Origin of the sequence: Nocardia sp. NPDC047654 (assembly GCF_043205035.1) — a bacterium.
Taxonomy (GTDB): Bacteria; Actinomycetota; Actinomycetes; order Mycobacteriales; family Mycobacteriaceae; genus Nocardia.
Genome location: NZ_JBIDDF010000001.1, coordinates 1,666,057 through 1,687,375, shown reverse-complemented (window position 1 = coordinate 1,687,375; position 21,319 = coordinate 1,666,057). Strand labels below are relative to the sequence as shown.

General features: G+C 68.3%; 10 protein-coding genes and 1 pseudogene. 6 read left to right on the top strand and 5 right to left on the bottom strand.

From position 1 onward, the window contains the following. Positions 1-138 precede the first annotated feature (138 nt). A complete protein-coding gene (locus ACGF7Y_RS08010; protein ID WP_393230587.1) occupies positions 139-9,240 on the bottom strand; it encodes an amino acid adenylation domain-containing protein in 9,102 nt (3,033 codons plus the stop codon). A 312-nt stretch (positions 9,241-9,552) separates the two neighbouring features. Here ACGF7Y_RS08010 and ACGF7Y_RS08005 point away from each other — a divergent pair, with 312 nt between their 5' ends. Both ACGF7Y_RS08005 and ACGF7Y_RS08000 read left to right on the top strand, forming a co-directional pair. Next, the gene (locus ACGF7Y_RS08005) at positions 9,553-10,635 is read left to right on the top strand and encodes a cupin domain-containing protein (RefSeq protein WP_393230585.1); all 1,083 of its coding nucleotides are present in this window, start codon (positions 9,553-9,555) and stop codon (positions 10,633-10,635) included. A gap of 32 nt (positions 10,636-10,667) precedes the next feature. Then, on the top strand, positions 10,668-12,299 hold the full coding sequence (locus tag ACGF7Y_RS08000; protein ID WP_393230582.1) for an FAD-binding oxidoreductase: 1,632 nt from the start codon (positions 10,668-10,670) through the stop codon (positions 12,297-12,299). A 107-nt stretch (positions 12,300-12,406) separates the two neighbouring features. Here the strand turns inward: ACGF7Y_RS08000 and ACGF7Y_RS07995 are convergent, their stop codons facing one another. Together ACGF7Y_RS07995 and ACGF7Y_RS07990 are read right to left on the bottom strand one after the other, a co-directional pair. Then, positions 12,407-13,375, bottom strand: coding sequence for a TIGR03557 family F420-dependent LLM class oxidoreductase (locus tag ACGF7Y_RS07995; protein ID WP_393231030.1), 969 nt, complete (start codon positions 13,373-13,375; stop codon positions 12,407-12,409). A gap of 174 nt (positions 13,376-13,549) precedes the next feature. Beyond that, a complete protein-coding gene (locus tag ACGF7Y_RS07990) occupies positions 13,550-14,326 on the bottom strand; it encodes an MHYT domain-containing protein (protein ID WP_393230580.1) in 777 nt (258 codons plus the stop codon). A gap of 423 nt (positions 14,327-14,749) precedes the next feature. Here ACGF7Y_RS07990 and ACGF7Y_RS07985 point away from each other — a divergent pair, with 423 nt between their 5' ends. The 4 genes from ACGF7Y_RS07985 (at position 14,750) to ACGF7Y_RS07970 (ending at position 19,288) form a co-directional block, all read left to right on the top strand. Further along, positions 14,750-15,466 (top strand): MBL fold metallo-hydrolase, encoded by a 717-nt coding sequence (locus ACGF7Y_RS07985; protein WP_393230579.1) that lies wholly within the window; start codon positions 14,750-14,752, stop codon positions 15,464-15,466. A gap of 444 nt (positions 15,467-15,910) precedes the next feature. After that, positions 15,911-16,441: a hypothetical protein gene (locus ACGF7Y_RS07980; protein ID WP_393230577.1), complete on the top strand. Its 531-nt coding sequence runs from the start codon at positions 15,911-15,913 to the stop codon at positions 16,439-16,441. Positions 16,442-16,475: 34 nt separating this feature from the next. Continuing rightward, positions 16,476-18,131 carry an enoyl-CoA hydratase-related protein gene (locus ACGF7Y_RS07975; RefSeq protein ID WP_393230575.1) on the top strand — a complete coding sequence of 552 codons (1,656 nt, stop codon included), beginning with the start codon at positions 16,476-16,478 and terminating at the stop codon, positions 18,129-18,131. A 53-nt stretch (positions 18,132-18,184) separates the two neighbouring features. Further along, positions 18,185-19,288: a CapA family protein gene (locus ACGF7Y_RS07970; RefSeq protein WP_393230574.1), complete on the top strand. Its 1,104-nt coding sequence runs from the start codon at positions 18,185-18,187 to the stop codon at positions 19,286-19,288. Here ACGF7Y_RS07970 and ACGF7Y_RS07965 read toward each other — a convergent pair. Further along, positions 19,269-19,916: pseudogene (locus tag ACGF7Y_RS07965) on the bottom strand (dienelactone hydrolase family protein); the annotation flags it as partial. The gene ACGF7Y_RS07970 and the pseudogene ACGF7Y_RS07965 overlap by 20 nt on opposite strands. Positions 19,917-20,030: 114 nt before the next feature. Next, positions 20,031-20,789 (bottom strand): hypothetical protein, encoded by a 759-nt coding sequence (locus tag ACGF7Y_RS07960; RefSeq protein WP_393230573.1) that lies wholly within the window; start codon positions 20,787-20,789, stop codon positions 20,031-20,033. Positions 20,790-21,319: the final 530 nt, after the last annotated feature.

Here is a 21,319-nt window from a genome sequence, read left to right as displayed (position 1 = left end):
TCCTCTCAGCATGGCGCGAAGCGCCGGGCGAGATGATGGCCGAAGGTCACCGAAAGCAGGGCACTCCGGCTTCCGCTCCGGTACCGGGCCGTCGGTGGATCCGGCCGAAGGCCGCCGAAGCCCGGCCGCGCCGCTGATTCACCGGCGGACCGGGTGTTCCCCCTCCGGTTCGCCCGCATGCCACGCCCGTGTCAGCACTTCGGCGATCCGGGCCAGACCCGATGCCGTGGTCATCCGCCAATGCGTCGTCGGCACGGCGTGGTTGTGCACCTGCCCGTCGATGACCTCGCTCCAGATCGACGCGCCGACAGTTCCGGTCGGATCGTCGAGCGCGGCGGTGAAATAGACGACGTCGCCCCGGTACACGGGCGGGTCATACGCGCTGCGTAGCGCCACCGAGTGCACCGCCGCGTCGAGGATCCGGGTGACGCGGTCGGAGCCGAACGACGCGAACGGCTCGGGGAGTTCGGTCATCTTCTGGGGAAGCGCGGCCCAGTCCACATCCGCGACATTGCCGAGGTCGCCGGCCTGCTCACCGAGCAAACCGCCGATCAACTCGGCCACCGGCACCTTGCCCGCGTCGCCGGGCGGGGTGCCCGGCGGGTCCGCCATGTAGCTGTCCATCACCGCGAGCAACGCGACCTGCTGGCCCTCGCGTTGCAATTGCACGGCCATCTCGTGCGCGATGACGCCGCCGAAGGACCAGCCGAGCAGATGGTAGGGACCGGCCGGTTGTCGCGAGCGGATCAGCCGGATATAGCGGTGGGCCCATTCCTCGATCGAAGCCGGCATCATCTCGTCGGTCGCGAGCACGGGCGTCTGCAGACCGTAGAGGGGTCGTTCGGGGTCGAGGTAGGCGGCGAGGCCGGCATACGACCAGGAGATTCCCGAGACGGGGTGCACGCAGAACAGCGGCGCGGCCGAACCCGCGGGGCGCAGCGGCAGCAGCATGTCGAAGGCCGCTTCGGTCTCCACCGCGCCGCTCGCACGGCGGGACAGGTCGGCGACCAGCTGCGCGGGCGTGGGTGCGGTGAACACCCGCATCACCGGAATCCTGGTGCCGAGCGCGGTCGACAGCCGAAGTGTCAGCTTCGCGGCGAGCAGGGAGTTTCCGCCGTGTTCGAAGAAATTGTCGTCCATGCCGAAGCGCTCGGCGCCGAGCACGGCGGCGAAGGCGGCGGCGACGGTCGCCTCCACAGGGGTGGCGGCCGCGCGGAATTCACGCGTACGGAATGCGGGCGCGGGAAGGGCCCGCCGGTCGAGCTTGCCGTTCGGGGTCAGCGGGATGGCATCGAGCACGACGATCGCGGCGGGCACCATGTAACCGGTCAGGTATTCGGCCACCCGACCGCGCAATTCGGCCGGGTCCGGCCGCGCGCCCGGCTCGGGTAGCACGTAGCCCACGAGCTGATCACCGAGGGCGGGATCGGTCCGGACCAGCGCGAGGGCCTGGCACACGCCGGGACAACGCAGCAGCGCCGCTTCGATCTCGCCCAGCTCGATCCGGAAGCCGCGCAACTGCACCTGCTGGTCGCCGCGACCGGCGTAGGCGAGCACGACGTCGTCGCCGAATCGGCCCCAGCGCGCGAGGTCGCCCGAGCGGTACATCCGGGATCCCGGCGGGCCGAACGGATTCGCGACGAACCGCGTCGCGGTGAGCCCGGGCCGCCCGGAGTAGCCGCGGGACAGCTGAGCCCCCGCGACATAGATCTCACCGGGAGTACCGAACGGCGCCGGGCGCAGGCGGAGGTCCAGCACGTGGGTGTCCAGCCCGGGCAGCGCCCGGCCGATCAGGCTGACCGGACTGTCCATCAGGTGCGCACCGACCTCGAGGAAAGAGACGTGCACGGTGGTTTCGGTGATGCCGTACATGTTGACCAATCGCGGCGTGTCCCCCGGATGGCGCTCGGACCAGCGTCGCAGGTGCCGCAGATCCAGCGCCTCACCGCCGAATATCACGTACCGCAGGGAGAATTCCCCGGAGGCGGTCGAGGCGTCGCGATCGGCTTCGACGAATTGGCGGAAGGCCGACGGCGTCTGGTTCAACACCGTCACCCGCTCACGAATGAGCAGTTCGCGCAACAGCTCCGGTGAGCGCGATGTCGCGTAGTCGACCACGACGACGGTGCCGCCGGTCACGAGTGCGCACCACAGCTCCCACACCGAGAAGTCGAAGGCGAAGGAGTGGAACAGCGTCCAGACGTCACCCTCGCCGAAGGCGAACAGCGGCTGCGCCTCGGTGAACAGCCGCACCGCATTGCGGTGCGTCACGCCGACACCCTTCGGCACGCCCGTCGAGCCCGAGGTGTAGATCACGTAGGCCAGGTTGTCCGCGAGCAGCGGCGCTATCCGGTCGGCGTCGGTGATCGGATCGTCGGCGAACTCCGCCGTCTGCTCCAGCAAGACGGTGCGCAGTTCGGCGTCCGGGAGCGCCGGGCGCTCGGCAGCGGTGGTCAGCACGCACACCGGCGCCGCGTCGGCGAGGACGAAGGCCAGGCGCTGCGCCGGATAGGTGAGGTCGATGGGCAGGTAGGCGGCGCCTGCCATGAGTACCCCGAGCAGCGCGACCGGCAGCTCTTCGGTGCGCGGCACCGCAACGGCCACAACGGTTTCGGGGCCCGCTCCGGCCGCGATCAGCGCGCGGGCGATGCGATTCGCGCGCCGCCACAGCGCCCCGAAGCTCAGCGTGGCGGCACCGAATCGGACGGCCGCCGCCTCGGGCCTGCGCCTGACCTGCTCACCGATCAGCTCGGGCAGCGTCGCTGTCGAGGCATTCTCCGCCTCATTCCAGTGCGCTGTCGCCGGAAAGCCTTCGTCCTCGTCGAGAATGTCGATGTCCCACACCCGTGCCGAGGGATCTTCCGCGACCGCGGACACGATGCGCTCGAACCGGCGGGCGAAGGCGCGGACGGTCGGCTCGGCGAAGAGTTCGGTGGCATAGGTGAAGGTAACGGCCAGTTCCGACCGGCCGTCGTCGCGAAGCCGTGGCTCGACGGCGACGTGCAGATCGAATTTTGCCGTGGTCTCGCCGTTGCCGACAGCGGTGATCGTCAGGTCCGGCAGTTGCAGGGTGGGCTGCTCGATGTTCTGGAACGACAGCATCACCGGGAACAGCGAGTTGTGTGCTCCGGTGCGCGCGGGGGCGCTTTCCTCGATCACACGCTCGAATGGCACGTCACCATTGGCGAACGCCGAGAGAGCCGTTTCCCGGGTCCGTTCGACGAGATCATCGAAGGTCGCGCCGGGGTCGACCTCGACACGCAGCGCCAACGTATTGACGAACATCCCGACCAGGTCGTCGAGTGCGCGGTCGCCGCGCCCCGCGACCGGGGTACCGATCACGACGTCCGTGGCGCCGCACAGGCGTCCGACCAGAGTGGCGAGCGCCGCGTGCACCACCATGAACAGCGTCGCGTTGTGGTCGCGCGCGATCCGGGTCAGCTGCTCGTGGATCCGCGCCGGGATGGTGCGGCCGATCGACGCGCCGCGGGTCGATGCGGTCGACAGGCGCGGGTGATCGGTCGGCAGCTCCAGCGGCCCCGCGAAGCCGGCCAGCTGGTCGCGCCAATACGACATTTGGTGTGCTGCTATGGAATCGCCGTCGTCCTCGGATCCCACGGCGGCGCGCTGCCAGATCGCGAAATCGGCGTACTGCACCGGCAGGGATGGCCAGGCCGGCGCGGCGCCCGCGAGACGGGACGAGTAAGCGGTCACCAGATCACGGGCCAGCGGCGCGAGTGACGATCCGTCCGCCGCGATGTGATGGGTCACGATGACGAGCAGATGATCGCGGCCCGAGCTGAACAGCCGCAGCCGAACGGGTGCGGCCGCGGTCACGTCGAAGCCCGCGGACATCAGCTCGTTCACCATGTCCGCGACATCGGTGACGCCGTGCTCGACCGCGAGGCCGCGGGGAAGGACCGCGCGCGCCGGAAGGATCTCCTGATACGGCTGTCCGTCGGCGTCGACCGGGTAGCGGGTGCGCAGCACTTCGTGCCGTTCGAGCACGTCGGCGACCGCGTGGCTCATGGCGGTCGGGTCGAGGACGCCGGTGAGCCGGACGGCGAAGGGCAGGTGGTAGGCGGGCGAGTCCGGGTCGATGCGGTTGAGCAACCACATCCGCTGCTGGGCGAGCGAGAGTGGGATGCGATCCGGTCGGCGCGACCGCGCCAAAGGCGGACGAGCGGTGCCCGCGCCACCGGCGGCCGCCCTCGCGGCAAGCGCCGCGACCAGGGGCGCCTCGAACAGATCGCGCACGGTGACCTGCGATCGCAGCGCCTCGTTGACCCGCGCGACGGCCCGGGTCGCGAGCAGCGAATTGCCGCCGAGCGCGAAGAAGTCGTCATCGATGCCCACTCGCTCGACACCGAGCAGATCGGCCAGCACCTGCGCCACGGCCCGTTCCACGGGGTTGCGAGCGGCCCGGAACTCCCTGACCTCGACCGCCGGTGCGGGCAGCGCCTTGCGATCGAGTTTGCCGCTCGCGTTCAGCGGCAGGGCGGAGAGTTCCATCAGCGCGGACGGCATCATGTACGCGGGGAGGACCGCCGAGATCGCGGCCATGAGTTCGTCGCGGTCGACGACCTGCCCGGGGCACGCGACCACGTACGCCGCCAGCCGCTCCCCCGACGCCGAAGGTATCACCGCCGCGACCGCTTGGCTCACCGACGGCTGTGCGAGCAGCGCGGTCTCGATCTCACCGAGCTCGATCCGCAGTCCGCGGAACTTCACCTGGAAATCGGTGCGCCCGAGATATTCCAGTCGCTGGGGCCCATCCGGGCCGGGTGCGCGCCAGAGGGCCAGGTCGCCCGTTCGGTACATCCTCGTGCCGCGGACGAACGGGTTCGCGACGAAACGGCCCGAGGTCTGTGCCGCCTGGCGCACATATCCACGGGCGAGCTGGTCCCCGGCGAGGTACAGCTCGCCAGGAACCCCGGGCGGCACCGGCCGCAGGCGCGAATCGAGCACGTAGACCTGGGTATTCCACTGCGGCCTGCCGATCGGCACCGTCGTCGCGTCACCCGTCCCGGCGGGCTGGTACGTCACCGACACCGCGGCCTCGGTGGGGCCGTACAGGTTGTGCACCTGCGCACCGGTGACCGACCGGATCGCGCGCACGGTCTCCGGCGGCAGAGCTTCGCCGATGAGGAACAGATGCCGCAGTGTCACAAGGCTTTCCGCCGCCGCGTGCGCGGCGAACTCCGTCGCCATCGACGGCACGAAATCGGTGACGGTGACGCCGTGCTCGGCGACGGTCGCGGCGAGATAGGCCGGGTCGCGGTGCCCGTCGTATTCGGCGACGACGAGCTTCGCGCCCGACCGCAGCGGCATCAGGTAGCCCCACAACGAGACGTCGAAGGTGGCAGCGGTCTTCTGCAGATACGCCTCCCCCGGTCCCATGGGGTACTGGGCGAGCATCCACTCGATCTGGTTGACGATCGCCTTGTGCGAGACCGCCACACCTTTCGGGCGTCCGGTCGAGCCCGACGTGAAGATCACATACGCCGGGTGCTCCGGCAGCACCGTGCGCGTCAACTCCTCGGATCGCAGCGGAGCGCCCGAGCGCTGATCGGCTCCGAGGGCGTCCAGCCGCAGGACGGCGACGTGGCCGGGCATCGGCACGGCGTCGGCGGATGTGGTGAGCACACAGACGGGGCGGGCGGCGTCGAGCACGTGCGCTATCCGCTCGGCGGGATGATCGGGGTCCAGTGGAACGTACGCGCCACCGGCGGTGAGAATCGCGTACATGCCGACCACGAGATCCAGCGAACGCCGAACCGCCAGTCCCACCAGCGTTTCCGCGACGACACCGTGGTCGATGAGCACCCGGGCGAGCCGGTTGACCCGCTCGTCGAACTCGCGATAGGTCAGTTGCCGGTCCAGGTACACGACCGCCACATCGTCCGGATGCCGTTGCACCGCACGCCGGTACCCGTCGAGCACCAGGCCCGAGGGGACCTGGTAACGGGTCTCGTTCCACTTGCCCAGGATCGCGGTGCGCTCCGCGGCATCGAGCAGTTCGATCTCCCCGACTACGTGATCCGCCGAATCGGCGACGGCCGTGAGGATCCCGCACAGCCGCCGGGCGAACCCCGCCACCGTCGCCTCGTCGAACAGTTCGGTGGAATAGGTGAACGCCGCCGAGATTCCCAGCGGCGTCAGCTCGTCCTCGTGCGGCACCATGGTCAGTTCGAGATCGAATTTCGCCAGCGGCAGCGTGAAGTCCAGCGCGTAGACCATGAGCGCGGGCAGTTCCAGCGTCGCCTGCGCGAAGTTCTGGAAGGTCAGCATCGTCTGGAACAGCGGGTGATGGGCGCTCGACCGCACCGGGTCCAGCACCTCCACCAGGCGTTCGAACGGCACGTCGGCCTGCCCGAACGCCTCGAGGTCGCGGGTACGCACCCGCTCGAGCAGCTCGGCGAAGGTGTGGCCCGGATCGATCTCGGTGCGCAGCGCGAGGGTGTTGACGAACATGCCGATCAGGCCGTCCACGGCGGCCTCGCCGCGGCCGGCCACCGGTGTGCCCACGGTGATGTCGCGGGTGTTCGACAGCCGGGCCAGCAGGACGGAGTACGCGGCGTGCACGACCATGAACAACGTCGCGTCGTTTCGGTGCGCCAGCCGGTTCAGCGCCGCGTGCACCGTCGCGTCGATCTTGAATTCGTGCGTGGCGCCCCGGCCCGAGAACACCGCGGGGCGCGGCCGGTCGGCGGGCAGGTCCAGTCGTGGCGGCAGCTCGGCAAGCCGCTCCCGCCAGAACCCGAGTTGACGGGCGAACAGGGAGTTCGGATCGCTCTGCGCGCCGAGCATTTCGCGTTGCCACAGCGTGTAATCCGCGTATTGCACGGGCAGCGGCGTCCAGGCGGGAGCGCGGCCTGCGGCCCTGGCCGAGTACGCGGTCATCAGGTCGGTGGTCAGTGGGCCCATGGAGGAGCCGTCCGCGGCGATGTGGTGGACCACGCCGACCAGTACGTGCTCGGTCTCGTTGGAGCGCAACAGGCGCAACCGGATCGGCGGCGCCGCCGTGACGTCGAAGCCCTCGACCACCGCGGCCACCGTACGCTCGGGGATCTCGGCTTCGGCGACGTCGAGCACCGGCAGCTCGGGTACCGCGACCGGATCCGTCATCGGGTGCACCCGTTGGCTGCCCATCCCCTCGTGCTCGGGGTAGCTGGTCCGCAGCACCTCGTGCCGCTGCACCAGGTCCCGGATCGCGGCCCGCAGCGCGTCCACGTCCAGTTGCCCGCTCAGCCGCACCGCCAGCGGGATGTTGTTGCTCGCTCCGGCCGGGTCGAACCGGTTGAGGAACCACATCCGCCGCTGCGCGAACGACAGCGGCACCCGCTCCGGTCGAGCCATCGGTCGCGGGACGGAATGCGACCCCGGGCCCAGTTCGTCCAGGCGTCCGGCGAGTTTCGCCACCACCGACGCCTCGAACAGCAGCGCGACCGGAACGCGGACGCCCAGTGCGGCGCCCAGCCGCGCGGCCGCCTGCGTCGCGATCAGCGAATTGCCACCGAGCTCGAAGAAGTCGTCGTTCGCGCCGACGCGGCCGGGCTCGGCGGCGCCCGGCGGCAGGAGCAGCGCGGCGAAGACTTCGGCCACCACCCGCTCGGTCGGCGTGCCGGGCGCCCGGAACTGCTTGGCGGTGAGCACGGGCTCCGGCAGCGCGGCGCGATCCAGCTTGCCGACCGGCGTCAGTGGTAGTTCGTCGAGTACCGTGATCGCGGCCGGAACCATATAGGCGGGAAGGGTTTTCGCGAGCAGTTCGATGAGTTCGGTGGTGTCCGGCGCCACCCGGCCGCTGCCGCACGGAGTGGACTTCACCCGCGGCAGCACGTAGGAAACCAGCGCCGCGCCACCGGAGGGCAGCGTCGCGCCCAGGGTCGCGGCGTAGTCGACGTCGGGGTGGGCGGTCAGCGCGTTGTCGATCTCACCGAGCTCGATCCGCAGCCCCCGGATCTTGACCTGGAAGTCCACCCGGCCGTGATGTTCGAGAAGTCCTGCCGAGGTGCGCCGAACCAGATCACCGGTGCGATACATGCGCGCGCCGGGTACCGCCGCGAACGGATTGGCGACGAACCTGTCGGCGGTCGGCGCGGGTCGGCCGAGGTATCCCTCTGCCAGCGCGGGACCGGACAGATACAGCTCCCCGATCACGCCCGTTGGCACCATCCGCAACCGCGCGTCGAGAACATGGACGCCCAGCGCCGGTACCGGAGTGCCGATATGGGTCGCGCCGCCCGCGCGCAGCGCCTCGGTGCCGGTGGCGAAGATGGTGGTCTCGGTGGGGCCGTAGACGATGTAGAACGACCGGTCGCCGGTCGCCCACCGGGCGGCCAGTTCGGGGCTCACCCGCTCCCCACCGCACAAGATGGCCTTCAGATCGTCGAGTCCGGCCGGATCGATGGATTCGAGCGCTCCCGGGGTGATGCACAGATGCGTGACGCGCTCGCGCCGCAGCAGATCGGCCAGCTCGACCCCGCCGAACACCGTGGGCGGCGCCACGACCAGAGTCGCGCCCGCCGAGAAGGCGAGCAGCATCTCGATCACCGAGAAGTCGAAGCTCGGTGTGCACAGGTGCGAGACACGCGAGCGGCTGGTCACCGCCCGCGCGGCGATCTCGTGCTCGACCAGGCTCGCGAGGCCGGCGTGGGTGACCGCGACGCCTTTCGGCCTGCCCGTCGAGCCGGAGGTGTAGATCACGTAGGCGAGGTGCTGTTCGCTCAGCGCACGCGACCGGTCCAGATAGCAGACCGAATGACCGGGCTCAGCGGCGGCTCGCCGCCGGTGGACCGCGGAGTCGAGTTCGATCCACTCCATCCCGGGCGCGGCGAGTGCGGCCCGATGCGCCGAGGTGGTGAGGCCGACGGCCGCCCCGGAATCCGCGAGCATCTGCGCGATTCGCTCCGCCGGATACGACGGATCGATGGGCACGTAGGCGGCGCCGGTCTTCGCGACCGCCCAGACCGCCAGCACCGACTCGACCGAGCGGGTGATGGCCACCGCGACGAAGTCTCCCGGCCCCACACCCAACCCGATCAGGTAGCGGGCCCATCGCGAGGACGTCTCGTCCAGCTCCCGGTAGCTGAGCTCACGCTGATCCGCCGGATCGCCCGTGGGATTGTACCGGACGGCCGCGGAATCGAACGCCGTATCGACCGCGGCGGTAAGCAGTTGGGGGAACAGGAGATTGCGTGCTCGTGAATGTTGGGCGCGACGTGCGGAACGGCGTGTCATTGTCATACGGCGGCGAGTTCACTCTCTGGTCGATCACTGTCCGCTCTGGCTATGGAGCCAGAAGCAGTGCCTCAAATGCGTGAACCATGACCCGAGCGTGCGGATCGGACCTTAGCGAACTCGGCGCGGATCGGCGCGCCCAGGTTGGGAAAGGTAACAGGGGTACCCCGGCACACTTTGGGCTACGACATGGTGTGATGTGAATTACATTCATTTCTGCACGTAATAAATGTGAGAGAAATCACCTCGGATGATCCGGGTTTTCCACCCACCGGCTCCGGTTTCCCAGGGAGCTCACGCGCCGAGACCGGCATGATCGAACCGGAACGATCCTTTGACCGCGAGCGAGGAGGAACCGTGCGAAGTCCATCCCTTCATGTCGCCTCTCTACGCAAGGGCGAAGAGATCTACCGCAGCGAACTCGGCTCACTCACGCGACTCACCGCCGACAGCTTCCCGATTCTCAGCGGGCTGTCGATCAAACGCCTGACGCTCGCACCGGGCGCCATCCGCGAACCGCACTGGCACGCCAACGCCACCGAACTCACCTATTGCACCGCGGGACGGGCACTGGTCTCGGTCTTGGACGACGGCAGCCGATTCTCCTCGTTCCTGGTGCGCGCGGGCGAGATGTTCCACATCGATTCCGGCGCACTGCACCACGTGGAGAACGTCGGCGACACCGACGCGGAATTCATCCTGGCCTTCCGCCACGAACGACCGGAGGACTTCGGCTTCGGCGCCGCACTCGGCGCGATGACCGATTCGGTTCTCGGCAATACCTACGACCTGCCCGCCGAGGACTTCGCCGCGATCCGGCGCGACACCACCGCGAAGTTCGTGGTGAAACGCGACGGCGACCCCGACATCCCATCCACCGCCCACTTCGGCGACCCGCACCACTTCGCACTCGAGGCGATGCCCGCGCCGGTGGACTCGCCGGTCGGCTCCGCGCGCACCGCCCGCGCACAGTTCTGGCCGGCACTGCACGACATATCGATGTACTCGTTGCGGGTCCGGGAAGACGGTATGCGCGAACCGCACTGGCACCCCGTGACCGCCGAGATGGGCTACGTCCACCGAGGCTCGGCACGGATGACGATCATGGATCCGGACGGCGCCCTGGACACCTACACCGTGCACGAAGGCGAGGTGTACTTCGTCCCCCGGGCCTATCCGCATCACATCGAGGTCGTGGACGCACCGGAGATCCACCTGCTGATCTTCTTCGACCAACCAACGCCCGCCGACATCGGCTACCGTGCCTCGATGAGCGCCTACTCCCGCAAGGTGCTCGCCGCGACCTTCGGCGTCGCCCTCGACGCCCTCCCCGACCTGCCCTTCACTCCCACCGACCCGTTGATCGTCACCCGGAACAACGCGCTCGCCCCGTAGCCGAGGCCGCGCGTTCTGCGAATGGAGCCGAGATGGCCACGAGGTCATGGTGGGGATGGGGCAACCGGGAAGACGCGGTGACCGGCCGCGAACGAGAGGCGCTGACCAAGCGGGTGGCGGCCCTGCTCCCGACGGCCGATCTCACAGTGCACGACGCGCCGGACCCGACGTCGCTGGATGTGCCCGCGCCTCGCGTCCGGGTGCCGGATTCCCTGGCCACGCTGGCCTCGGAAGACCTCGGCGATCGCGTCGCGCACGGCAGCGGGCAGGCCTTTCGCGACGTGGTGCGCAATCTGCTCGGCCGAGTCGATCAGGTACCCGATCAAGTATTGCGACCACGCGCCGAGCAGGACGTGGTCGACATCCTGGACTGGTGCGCGAGCGCGGGCGTCGCCGTGGTGCCGTTCGGCGGCGGGACGTCGGTGGTGGGCGGTGTCGAACCCCGATGCGCCGACGCCTACGCCGGGGCCGTGGCCCTCGACACCGGCCGCATGGACCGGATCGTGGAACTCGACCGCACCAGCCGGGCGGCGCGGATTCAAGCGGGCATTCTGGGTCCGGCGCTGGAAGCGGGATTACGGCCGGAGGGCCTGACGCTTCGACACTTCCCGCAGTCGTTCGAGTTCTCGACGCTCGGCGGCTGGCTGGCCACCCGGGCGGGCGGCCACTACGCGACCGTCTATACCCACATCGATGACATGGTCGAATCGATGCGGGTGGTGACCCCCGCCGGGATCAGTGAATCGCGACGGCTTCCCGCGTCGGGCGCGGGCCCCTCGCCGGACCGGATGTTCCTCGGATCGGAGGGCATCCTCGGGGTCATCACCGAGGCGTGGATGCGCGTGCAGGATCGTCCGCACCGGCGATCCGGGGCCTCGGTGGTGTTCGACGACTACGGGGCGGCCGTGGCCGCGACGCGCGCCATCGCCCAGTCCGCACTGTATCCGGCGAACTGCCGGCTGCTCGATCCGGTGGAGGCGTTCATCAACGCGGGCGTCGAGGCGGCCGGTGGAGTGCTGGTCCTCGGATTCGAGTCCGCGGACCACCCCGTGGACGAACCGATGCGCCGGGCAGCGCAGATCTGCCGCGAGCACGGCGGCGCCGTTCCGGACGGGATCCGCACCACCGACTCGGCGAAAGACCCGGCGCGCGCTGGCGCGGCCGACACGTGGCGCTCGTCGTTCCTTCGCATGCCGTACCAGCGCGATGCGCTCGCAGCCCAGTCCATGATCGTGGAGACCTTCGAAACCGCGTGCACGTGGGATCGTTTCGAGGCTCTGCGCGCGGCAGTGCAGGAAGCGACCGCGGCCGCGTTCCGATCCGCCGGGGTGACCGGCGTGCTGACCTGCCGGTTCACCCATGTCTACCCGGACGGGCCCGCGCCCTACTTCGGCATCTACGCCACAGGCCGCTGGGGCCGGACCGTCGAGCAGTGGGACGAGATCAAGACCGCAGTCTCGGAGGCACTCCACGTCGGCGGCGCGACCATCACCCACCACCATGCCGTCGGCCGCGACCACCGCCCCTGGTACGACCGCCAGCGGCCCGAACCTTTCGCCGCGGCGCTGCGGGCGGCGAAATCGGCACTCGATCCCGCCGGAATACTCAATCCCGGCGTCCTGATCGACCCGGCCCCTCGGCTGCCCACACCGGAGGCCCGGTGAGCGGACCGGGCCCCGAAGGAGCGCCGCGCGAGCGGCCTCCGGGTACACCGGGCTACACCCCTCGCCGCGGCGTCGGTGCCGCGAGCGACGCGGCCGGACTCTCGAACTCAGGTGCTCGGTGTCAGAGCCCGGAGCGGCTTGTCGAGTTCACGGCGGTAGAAGTCCAGGAAGCCGTCCGGGTCGGGGCCCGCGTTCTGCATCACGAGGTGGTCGAAGCCCGCGTCGGTGTACTGTTTCGCGGCCTCGAGGTACCGGGCCGGGTCCGGACCGCAGGCGAAGTTGTCGAGAATGTCCTCCAAGCGGACAGTGGTCGTCGCGGCGGCGAAATTGACCGGGTTCGGCAACTCGCTCATCACCTTCCATCCCGTCACCGCCCAGCGCGTCGTATCGAGCACCGCCTTCGCGGCCGTCTCCTCGTCGGGAGCCCACGCCATGCCGACCTCCGCGTATCGGGGGCCCGTGCCGCCCGCCGCGCGATAGCTGTCGACGAGTTCGGGCTTCGGTTCGGTGGCGAACAGGCCGTCACCGAGTTCGGCGGCGATCCGCGCCGCGTCCGGCCCGCCACCGGCGACGGCGATCGGCGGGAGCGTCTCGGGCAGGTCGAAGACGCGGGCCTCGGAGACGGTCAGGAACTCACCGTCGTAGGACTGGTAGCCGCCGCTCCAGAGCAAACGGATGATCTCGAGGGCCTCGCGAAGCATCCGCTGCCGGATACGCACGGGCGGGAACTCACGGCCGACGACATGTTCGTTGAGACGTTCGCCCGAACCGACCCCGAGGGTGAAACGGTCGTCGGACATGATCGCCAGAGTGGCCGCGGCCTGCGCGATGATCGCGGGGTGGTATCGCAGGATGGGGCAGGTCACGCCGGTCGCGAGCTCGATCCGCTCGGTCTTCGCCGCGATCGCTCCGAGCACGGTCCAGGCGAACGGCGAATGCCCCTGGTTGTCCAGCCACGGATGGAAGTGGTCGCTGATCTCGACGAAGTCGAACCCGGCCGCTTCGGCCCTGACGGCTTGGCGGACCAGCTCGTTCGGGCCGAAAGCCTCGGCCGCCAGTTTGTACCCGATGCGCATCGCCACCTCCTGCTTCGGCTGGGAGCGGCCGGTCATCTCAGCAACCGGCTCTCGGCGCGCTTACCCCGCATCCGGCAGCGAAAACTTCGCCGCACCCGTACGCGGCAGGTCCGCTCCCGGCGGCAGCTACCGCGTCAGCCGACAGGACCGACGACAGGAGACCGCACGGTTCGTTCAGTCGCGAGTCGGCCAGTAACTGGCGGCATGCCTGCCCTGCGGGACATAGGTGTTCTCGTCGTCTACCTCGGTGACGCCGAGATGGAGCAGTAGCAGCACGGTAACCAGGCTGATGCTCACAATCAACGGGGTCAGCAACTGCGTCGCGCCTGCCCCGGACGGTGGATGCATGTGCTGGGTTTCGTGGACATGCATCGCGAACATGCCCGTGTAGTGCATGCCCGACACCGCGACACCCATCACCAGCGCCGCGCCGACGGTGGCGACCGTGCCTCGGACGTGCAACGTGAACCACAACGCGGCGGTCGCCGCGACAACGGCGATCACCATGGACAACGCGACGATCCGTCCGTCGTAGCCGATCATCGCGTCGGATTTCATCGCGTACATGCCCGCGTAGTGCATCGCGCCGACACCGAGACCGGTGACCGCGCCGCCGGAGAACAGCGCCAGCGGCCCCAGCGTCCGCTGATGGGCGATGCGCAGTCCTATCCAGACCACCGCGATCGCGATCAGCGCGCTGATCAGGGTGATCGGGACGTCATACCGGATCGATGCCCCGTCGATGGCGAAACCGAGCATCGCGATGAAGTGCATGACCCAGATTCCGGTGCCGCCGATCGCGACAGCCGCGGCGAGCAACCAGCCGTCACGGGCGGAACCGCTGCGGGACCTGGCCATGCATCGCAATCCCAGCAATGAACCGGTGAACGACATGACATAGGCGACGATGGGTGTGAGCCACCCGTGGCTGAAGTGGTCGATTTCCAGCACGTGACACTCCTCGCTGGATAGATTCGAGCATCGCCCGAAGGACGCCCGAATCTCACATAGTGAAACTGCAGGTAGATGGTTTAGAGTACTACTATCCTCTTTAAAAACATAGGATGAGTCTCGGATAGCGGGAAGTGCGCTGAAGCTCGGCCGAGACGTTCGCCCGCCGATCCACTCTGCACCGCCCGGCCGCGGAAGTGCCCATCAGCTAGCAGCCGGCTTCCGAGCGTCATCGCGAGCGCGCATATCACACGGTCGAGGGTCCCGCCACCGCACAGCCTTCCGGTCCAACACATGCGTGACGACCACATCTGCGACGACATCAACGCTGTCGCTCCGGTTGCCCGGGGAGAACCAGGAATTTGCCGCATGGCGGCTGGCGATCCACGACAATGGGGGGACCACTTCGACCAGGGACTTCCGATGGAAACCCACACCGACGAGATAGCCGAGAAGATCTACCGCATCTCCACCTTCATTCCGGAGGTGGGGCCCACCGGCTTCACGTTCAACCAATTCCTTCTCGACGCCGAGGAACCGTTGCTGTTCCACTGCGGCATGCGCGCGCTGTTCCCGGTGGTGTCCGCGGAGATCACGCGGATCATGCCGGTGGAGCGGTTGCGCTGGATCACCTTCGGACATGTGGAAGCCGACGAGTGCGGCGCGATGAACCTCTTCCTCGCTGCCGCGCCGCACGCCCAGGTGGCCCACGGCTTGGTCGGATGCCTCGTCTCGCTCGACGATCTGGCCGACCGTCTGCCTCGCCGGTTGTCCGACGGCGAGGTGATCGATCTCGGCGGCCGTCGAATTCGGCATCTGGACACCCCGCACGCGCCGCACAACTGGGAGGCGCGGGTGCTCTACGAGGAGACCACCGGCGTGCTGTTCTGCGGCGATCTGATGACTCAACTCGGCAACGGACCAGCGCTGACCTCATCGGATCTGGTGGATCGGGCGGGCGTCGCGGAGGACGTCTTTCATCCCACGTCGCTGGGGCCCGCTGTGCCCGCCGCCCTGAATCGGCTCGCCGGGTTGGCGCCGACCACATTGGCGATCATGCACGGTTCGAGTTTCGCCGGCGACGGGGCCACTGCCCTGCGCGACCTCGCGAGCGTCTATCAGGCCCGTCTGGACTCCTGAGCACCATCGGCTCACTGTCGCGGTTTCTCGCCGCATCCGACCTCGGCACAGCCCGGCGCCGGCCTCACGTCATACATCGAAGTGCCGCGAACGGCAGACGAAGTCGTTTCCGGATGCACGTGCACATGTCGATTCGTGAACAGCGGCCGACTCTTTCGGCAGACGGCAACGGGCACAATCGCAGTTAACCCCATCGGCGGAGCACTGTCATCACCTCGCCGCGATAGCCCGCGACCGCTCCTGCACTCCCTGCCACACCGCGGAACACGCAGGGCCGCTGTCCGGCGGAGACACGATGCCGGGACGAGCGAGACGCTGGTTCCGCCGCGCGACAAGCGGACTCAGCGGTCGGCCGAACCCTTTCCTTCATGCGATCGATGACATCTGGCGAACTTCCAGCGTTTCTTCGTATGTCTCACCCGGGTAACGGCGTATTGTCGCGCTATGCCGACTGCGACGTCGATCGACACCGGAGCCGAACACCTCGCCTGCTGGGTCACCGTCGTCGGGCAACGTCTACATCAGTTGCCCACCGCAAACCCGCATGTCCTGCTCGCGCACGCGATGAGCGGGTTCCTGGCGATCGGGCGAGCGAGCATGGCCCTGCTGACCACATCCGCGAATCCCACCGACATCCGAGACCACGATCTCGTCTTCGAGATCACGGCCGACGCGGAACGATGGCTCACCGACGCGGCGACCGAACCGGTCGTCAACCAGGTCACCGACCGTGGTGAGCACGTTCAGCGCTACCTCAGTCCCGTCGCGCTGGATACCGTCGCGAAAGCCCGCCTGCGGCGCTGCGCGCAGACAACGGCGATCCACACCCGCGATCTACTGGCCCGGATCGATACCGACCCGAACGCATCGGACGAGATCCGTGACCTCGCCCGGGATCTCGCCGCGCGAGCGAACGTCATCGCCACCGTCTATGCCGAGGACCCGCAACAGCTGCTCTCGATGTCCAGCAGGTGATCCACCCGGCGAGGCGGGCCCGGAAGACCCGACGATGACACAGCGAGTACTGATTCTCGCCAGTGCGAACAATGGACTGACCCAACGGGCCGCACTCGCGATTCGCCGGTCCGGACGCCCCACCCGGACCGAAATCGTGCGTTGCGCAACAGATATCCGCGCGGCGGTCGAATCGAACGGCTTCGATATCGTCGTCTGCCCCTATCTGACGACGAAAATACCCGCCGACGTCCATTCGAAATGGACGTGCATCATCGTTCATCCCGGACCGGTGGGCGATCGCGGCCCCCATTCCCTGGACTGGGCGATCAGCGAACGCCAACCCTTGTGGGGCGTCACGGCACTGACCGCGGTCGAGGAAATGGACGCCGGGCCGATCTGGTCCACGCGGGTGTTCCCGTTACCGGCCGAACGCAAGTCCGCCGTCTACAACACCGTGGTCGCGGACGCCGCGATCGAGTGCCTGCTCGAAGCGCTCGACAAAGCCGCAGGCCCGGCCCGCTCCCCCATTCCGCAGGCCGAGGCACCGCGGCCAGTGGCCCATGCCCGGCCCCGGCCCGCGATGCGTCGAAACGACCGCGCGATCTGCTGGAGCGACGACGCCGTCGAGATACTGAGCCTCGTGCACGCGTGCGACGGCTCACCCGGGGCGGGGGCGATCATCGGCGGCGTACCGGTGCTCGTCTACGACGCCTTCCTGGGACAGGTCGATCCCCAGGCGCCGCCGGGCGCTGTGATCGGCCGCAGTGACCAAGCCATCGAGGTCGCCTGCGGCGACGCGAGCCTTTGGATCGGCCGCCTGCAGCCCAGCACCGGTGACCGGCCGTCGTGTAAAGGACCAGCGGTTCGGGTCCTGGCCGCGGCCCGATTCCCGGTGCAGGCGATACCGTGCGAGCGGACCGGCCCATGTCGGGAGATTCGGTATCGGCGCGAGGGCGACATCGGATACCTCGACTTCGACTTCTACAACGGTGCTATGGACACCGCCCGATGCGACCGGTTGCTCGCGGCGTTCACCGACGCGGCGGCGCGGGGCACGAAGGTGCTCGTGCTCGCGAACACCGGCCCGTACTTCAGCAACGGCATCGATCTGAACGCGGTGGAATGGTCCGGCGATCCCGAGGGCGAGACATGGCGCAACCTGCTGGCCATCAACAACCTCTGCCGGGCGATCCTGACTTGTTCGACCCAGGTCACCGTGGCCGCGGTGTCCCGCAATGCCGGCGCGGGCGGTGTCATGCTCGCCTCGAGCGCTGATCTGGTTGTCGCTACCGAAGCAGTGGTGTTCAACCCGCACTACCGGACGATCGGATTGTCGGGTTCGGAGTTCCACACCTACACCCTGCCGCGGCGGGTCGGCAGCGCATCCGCTCGCCGGCTGCTGAACGAGTGTCAGCCGCTCGACGCGGCAGGTGCCGTCGACCTCGGCATGATCGACGCGGTGGCGCCGAGCGGGCGATTCGTCGAATGGGTGGCGGAACTCGCCGGCGAATGCGCCCATCCGGCCAGGTGGGCGGCGATCATGGCCGCGAAGCGGACTCGCTCGATCGACCTGAATTCCGTCGAGGCCGCCGAGCTGCGGCGAATGGCGCAGGACATATTTCTCGACCGGAACGAATTCCGCCGCAAGCGGCAAGAGTTCGTCTACAAGAACTCACAGCGCCCTTCGGCAGCCGGAACCGGCTCGTGAAAGTCGACGAGCACGCGTTCACATCGCCATCGCGATGATCGAGAATGGTCTATATGGCGACCGTGCTGCTGGGCGGCGACGTCATGCTGGGGCGGGGTGTGGACCAGATCTTGCCGCACCCCGGCAACCCGAGGCTGCGCGAACGATATGTCAACGACGCGCGAACCTACGTCGAGTTGGCCGAACGCGCGTACGGCGAGTTCACCCATCCGGTCGGATACGGGCAACTGTGGGGTGATGTCCTGCCCATCCTCGCCCGGATCGCGCCCGAGGTGCGGTTGCTGAATCTGGAGACCTCGATCACCGCGGACGGGGCGTTCGCGCCCGCGAAAGGCATCCACTACAGGATGCATCCGGACAACATGCCCGCGTTGACCGCGATCGCACCGGTGGTCTGCGCGCTGGCCAACAATCACGTCCTCGATTTCGGGATCCCCGGGATGGCCGACACCCTCGCGGCGCTCGACGCCGCGAATATCGGCCGCGCCGGGGCCGGGGCGGACCTGGCGGGTGCCCGTGCGCCCGCCACGGTGGAACTCACCGATGGCCGCCGCGTGGTGATCGTCTCGGTCGCCGCCGGGTCGAGCGGGGTGCCGGAATCCTGGTCGGCACGCGACCACCGGCCGGGGCTGTGGCGAGTGGGCTACTCTCCCGGGGCCGCGGCAGCCGAGGATGTCGCGGCCGAGGTGGCGGCACACAAGCGCGACAACGATATCGGCATCGTCTCCGTGCACTGGGGACCGAACTGGGGTTACGAAGTCACGCGAACCGAAATACAGTTCGCGCATCGATTGATCGACGCCGGAGTCGACGTGGTGCACGGGCACTCCGCCCATCATCCGCGTCCGATCGAGATCTACCGCGGCCGACCGATCCTGTACGGGTGCGGCGACGTCATCGACGACTACGAAGGCATCCGCGGCCACGAGCGATACCACGCCGACCTGCATCCGTTGTATCTGGTATCACTCGATACCGGCTCGGCGGAGGTCCGGCTGATTCCGCTGCGCGTGCGGCACATGCGCCTGGAATGGGCTCCGCGCAGCGAATCCCGCTGGTTGTGCGAGAAGATCGAGGACATCAGCCGTGGCTTCGGCACCCGCGTAGCGCCCCGATCCGACGGTCTTCCGGTGGTGGTCAGCGCAGCACGACGGTGAGATGGCGGTGGAACCACTGGACCGCCAGGTCGGCGACTTGTTCGAGTGCGCCGGGTTCCTCGAACAGATGTGTCGCGCCAGGGACGATATCCAGCTCGCTCGGACACGGCATCCGTAGCTGGGACTCCCGGTTGACCTCCAGCACCCACTTGTCGTCACCGCCCACGATGAGCAACGTCGGTGCGCGGACCGACCCCAGGCGCGGACCCGCCAGGTCCGGTCGACCGCCCCGGGAGACGACCGCCGCGATCTCGGTCCCGGGTTCCGTCGCCGCCCACAGTGCGGCGCCCGCGCCGGTGCTCGCCCCGAAATATCCGGTCGGCAGGCCGCCGACGTCCGGCCGCGTCCGTAACCAGTGGGTCACCTCGACAAGGCGATGTGCCAGCAGCGGGATGTCGAAGACGCGCGCGCGGTCGCCCTCCTCCTCGGCGGTCAGCAGATCGACCAGCATCGTCGCGAACCCCGCCCGGTTCAGCTCCCCGGCGACGAACCGGTTTCGCGGACTTCGCCTGCCGCTGCCGCTGCCGTGCGCGAAGGCGATCAGGGCGGTGCTGTCCGGTGGGACGGCCAGTATCCCGGCCGGTCGGGCGTATTCCGACGGCACGATGACTTCTTCTGTCCGCGTCGGGAACCGGGGTGCGGACGGCATCGAACACCTCCTGGTATCCGGGGTACTCCACGGGCCCGTCGTACGCAAGAGGAGCAATCGCAGGACGGCTCGGCTACCGCCGAGGGCCGACGATTATTCCGTGTCTTCGGGTTCGGCCGGTGGCTTCGATGAGATGACCTGGACGCGCCACGGGACAGTGAACAGGCCGCCGGATCTGTTGCGGATCCACTGGGCGAGCGCGGCTACCGCCGAACCGAGCGACGTCGCGCCGGCGATCAACGCCCACGGCGTCAGAGTCGCGGACGAGTACGCGACCTGCCCTATTCCCGGCACGACGAGCCTGCCGTTGCCGAACGCCCAGCTCATCAGCGATCCGATCTGGCCGCCGAGATCCGTACGGCGTCCGACCATGGCCTTCATCTCGCCGCCCTTGCTGTTGATGTAGAGCACGGTGAACAATACGAGCAGCGCGGAGACCAGCGAGGACAGCGTCGCAAGCCGACTGAGGGCGGCGATGCGCAGACGCAGGTTGATCACGATCACCAAGATCGTTATGACGATGGCGGCGCAGGCCAGCAGGGCCCAGAAACCGGTGATCTGGGCAGGACGCGGGCCCGAGCGGGACCAGACGTTCATGAACCGTGTGGTGATCTGCATCCGGCCGAACGCGTTGGTGCTCACGCTGCCATCCGCCCCGCGCGCGGTCATCCACGGCTGGAACAGCAAAATCAGCGTCACGAGGCTTCCGACCGCGGCCCAAACGTAGCCCCAATACCCGCGCAGCGCGACCGAAATCGCCTTTGCCGGTACGGCGCCCCTCTCCGCCCAGTTCTGCTTGGCGGGCTGGCCGTCTGGAGTTTCTTTCGACTGCCAGGGCGTTGGCTGCACCATTGTCTCAGTTTAGGGTCGGCAACCGCCCGATTTCGGGCACGGCTCACCGCCAGTGGGAAGTGTCGCAATGCGGCCCCCGACCCACCGACCGAGACTTCCAGCTTCTCGCGTCGACGACATCGAACCCGGGGCGGACCCAGGGCTGAAACGGTCCGACAGGGGGTGCGCGCCGCATCGGTCAGGTAACGATCCCCGTTATCGTGCGTCCCCCTTCGCCGATCAGCCGCCCACCGACGCTGACCGCACCAGCCGCAGCGAGCGGAGACCATCGCGCACACGCCACCACCTGGCAACGCCGGTCTCCATTGCGCAAACATCCGCCTGTGTTCATGGACGTGCGCAATTAGGGCACGAGGTGGGGGCCTAGAAATCTTTCGGTATGTTTCGGGCCGACATTTGGGTCGACTACCCCGAAAAACGCACCAATGGTGATCTTCCTGTTACGCAACGCCGGGGACCTTGACATTTCTTTGCCTGGTGTTCACCGCCCTTAAGGTGAAGCATGAAATCCGTGAGTCAGAGATAAATTT

Coding starts and splice junctions, on each gene's coding strand:
- ACGF7Y_RS08010 (WP_393230587.1), bottom strand. CDS start 9,240: ATGACACGCCGTTCCGCACGTCGCGCCCAACATTCACGAGCACGCAAT.
- ACGF7Y_RS08005 (WP_393230585.1), top strand. CDS start 9,553: ATGATCGAACCGGAACGATCCTTTGACCGCGAGCGAGGAGGAACCGTG.
- ACGF7Y_RS08000 (WP_393230582.1), top strand. CDS start 10,668: ATGGCCACGAGGTCATGGTGGGGATGGGGCAACCGGGAAGACGCGGTG.
- ACGF7Y_RS07995 (WP_393231030.1), bottom strand. CDS start 13,375: ATGCGCATCGGGTACAAACTGGCGGCCGAGGCTTTCGGCCCGAACGAG.
- ACGF7Y_RS07985 (WP_393230579.1), top strand. CDS start 14,750: ATGGAAACCCACACCGACGAGATAGCCGAGAAGATCTACCGCATCTCC.
- ACGF7Y_RS07980 (WP_393230577.1), top strand. CDS start 15,911: ATGCCGACTGCGACGTCGATCGACACCGGAGCCGAACACCTCGCCTGC.
- ACGF7Y_RS07975 (WP_393230575.1), top strand. CDS start 16,476: ATGACACAGCGAGTACTGATTCTCGCCAGTGCGAACAATGGACTGACC.
- ACGF7Y_RS07970 (WP_393230574.1), top strand. CDS start 18,185: ATGGCGACCGTGCTGCTGGGCGGCGACGTCATGCTGGGGCGGGGTGTG.
- ACGF7Y_RS07960 (WP_393230573.1), bottom strand. CDS start 20,789: ATGGTGCAGCCAACGCCCTGGCAGTCGAAAGAAACTCCAGACGGCCAG.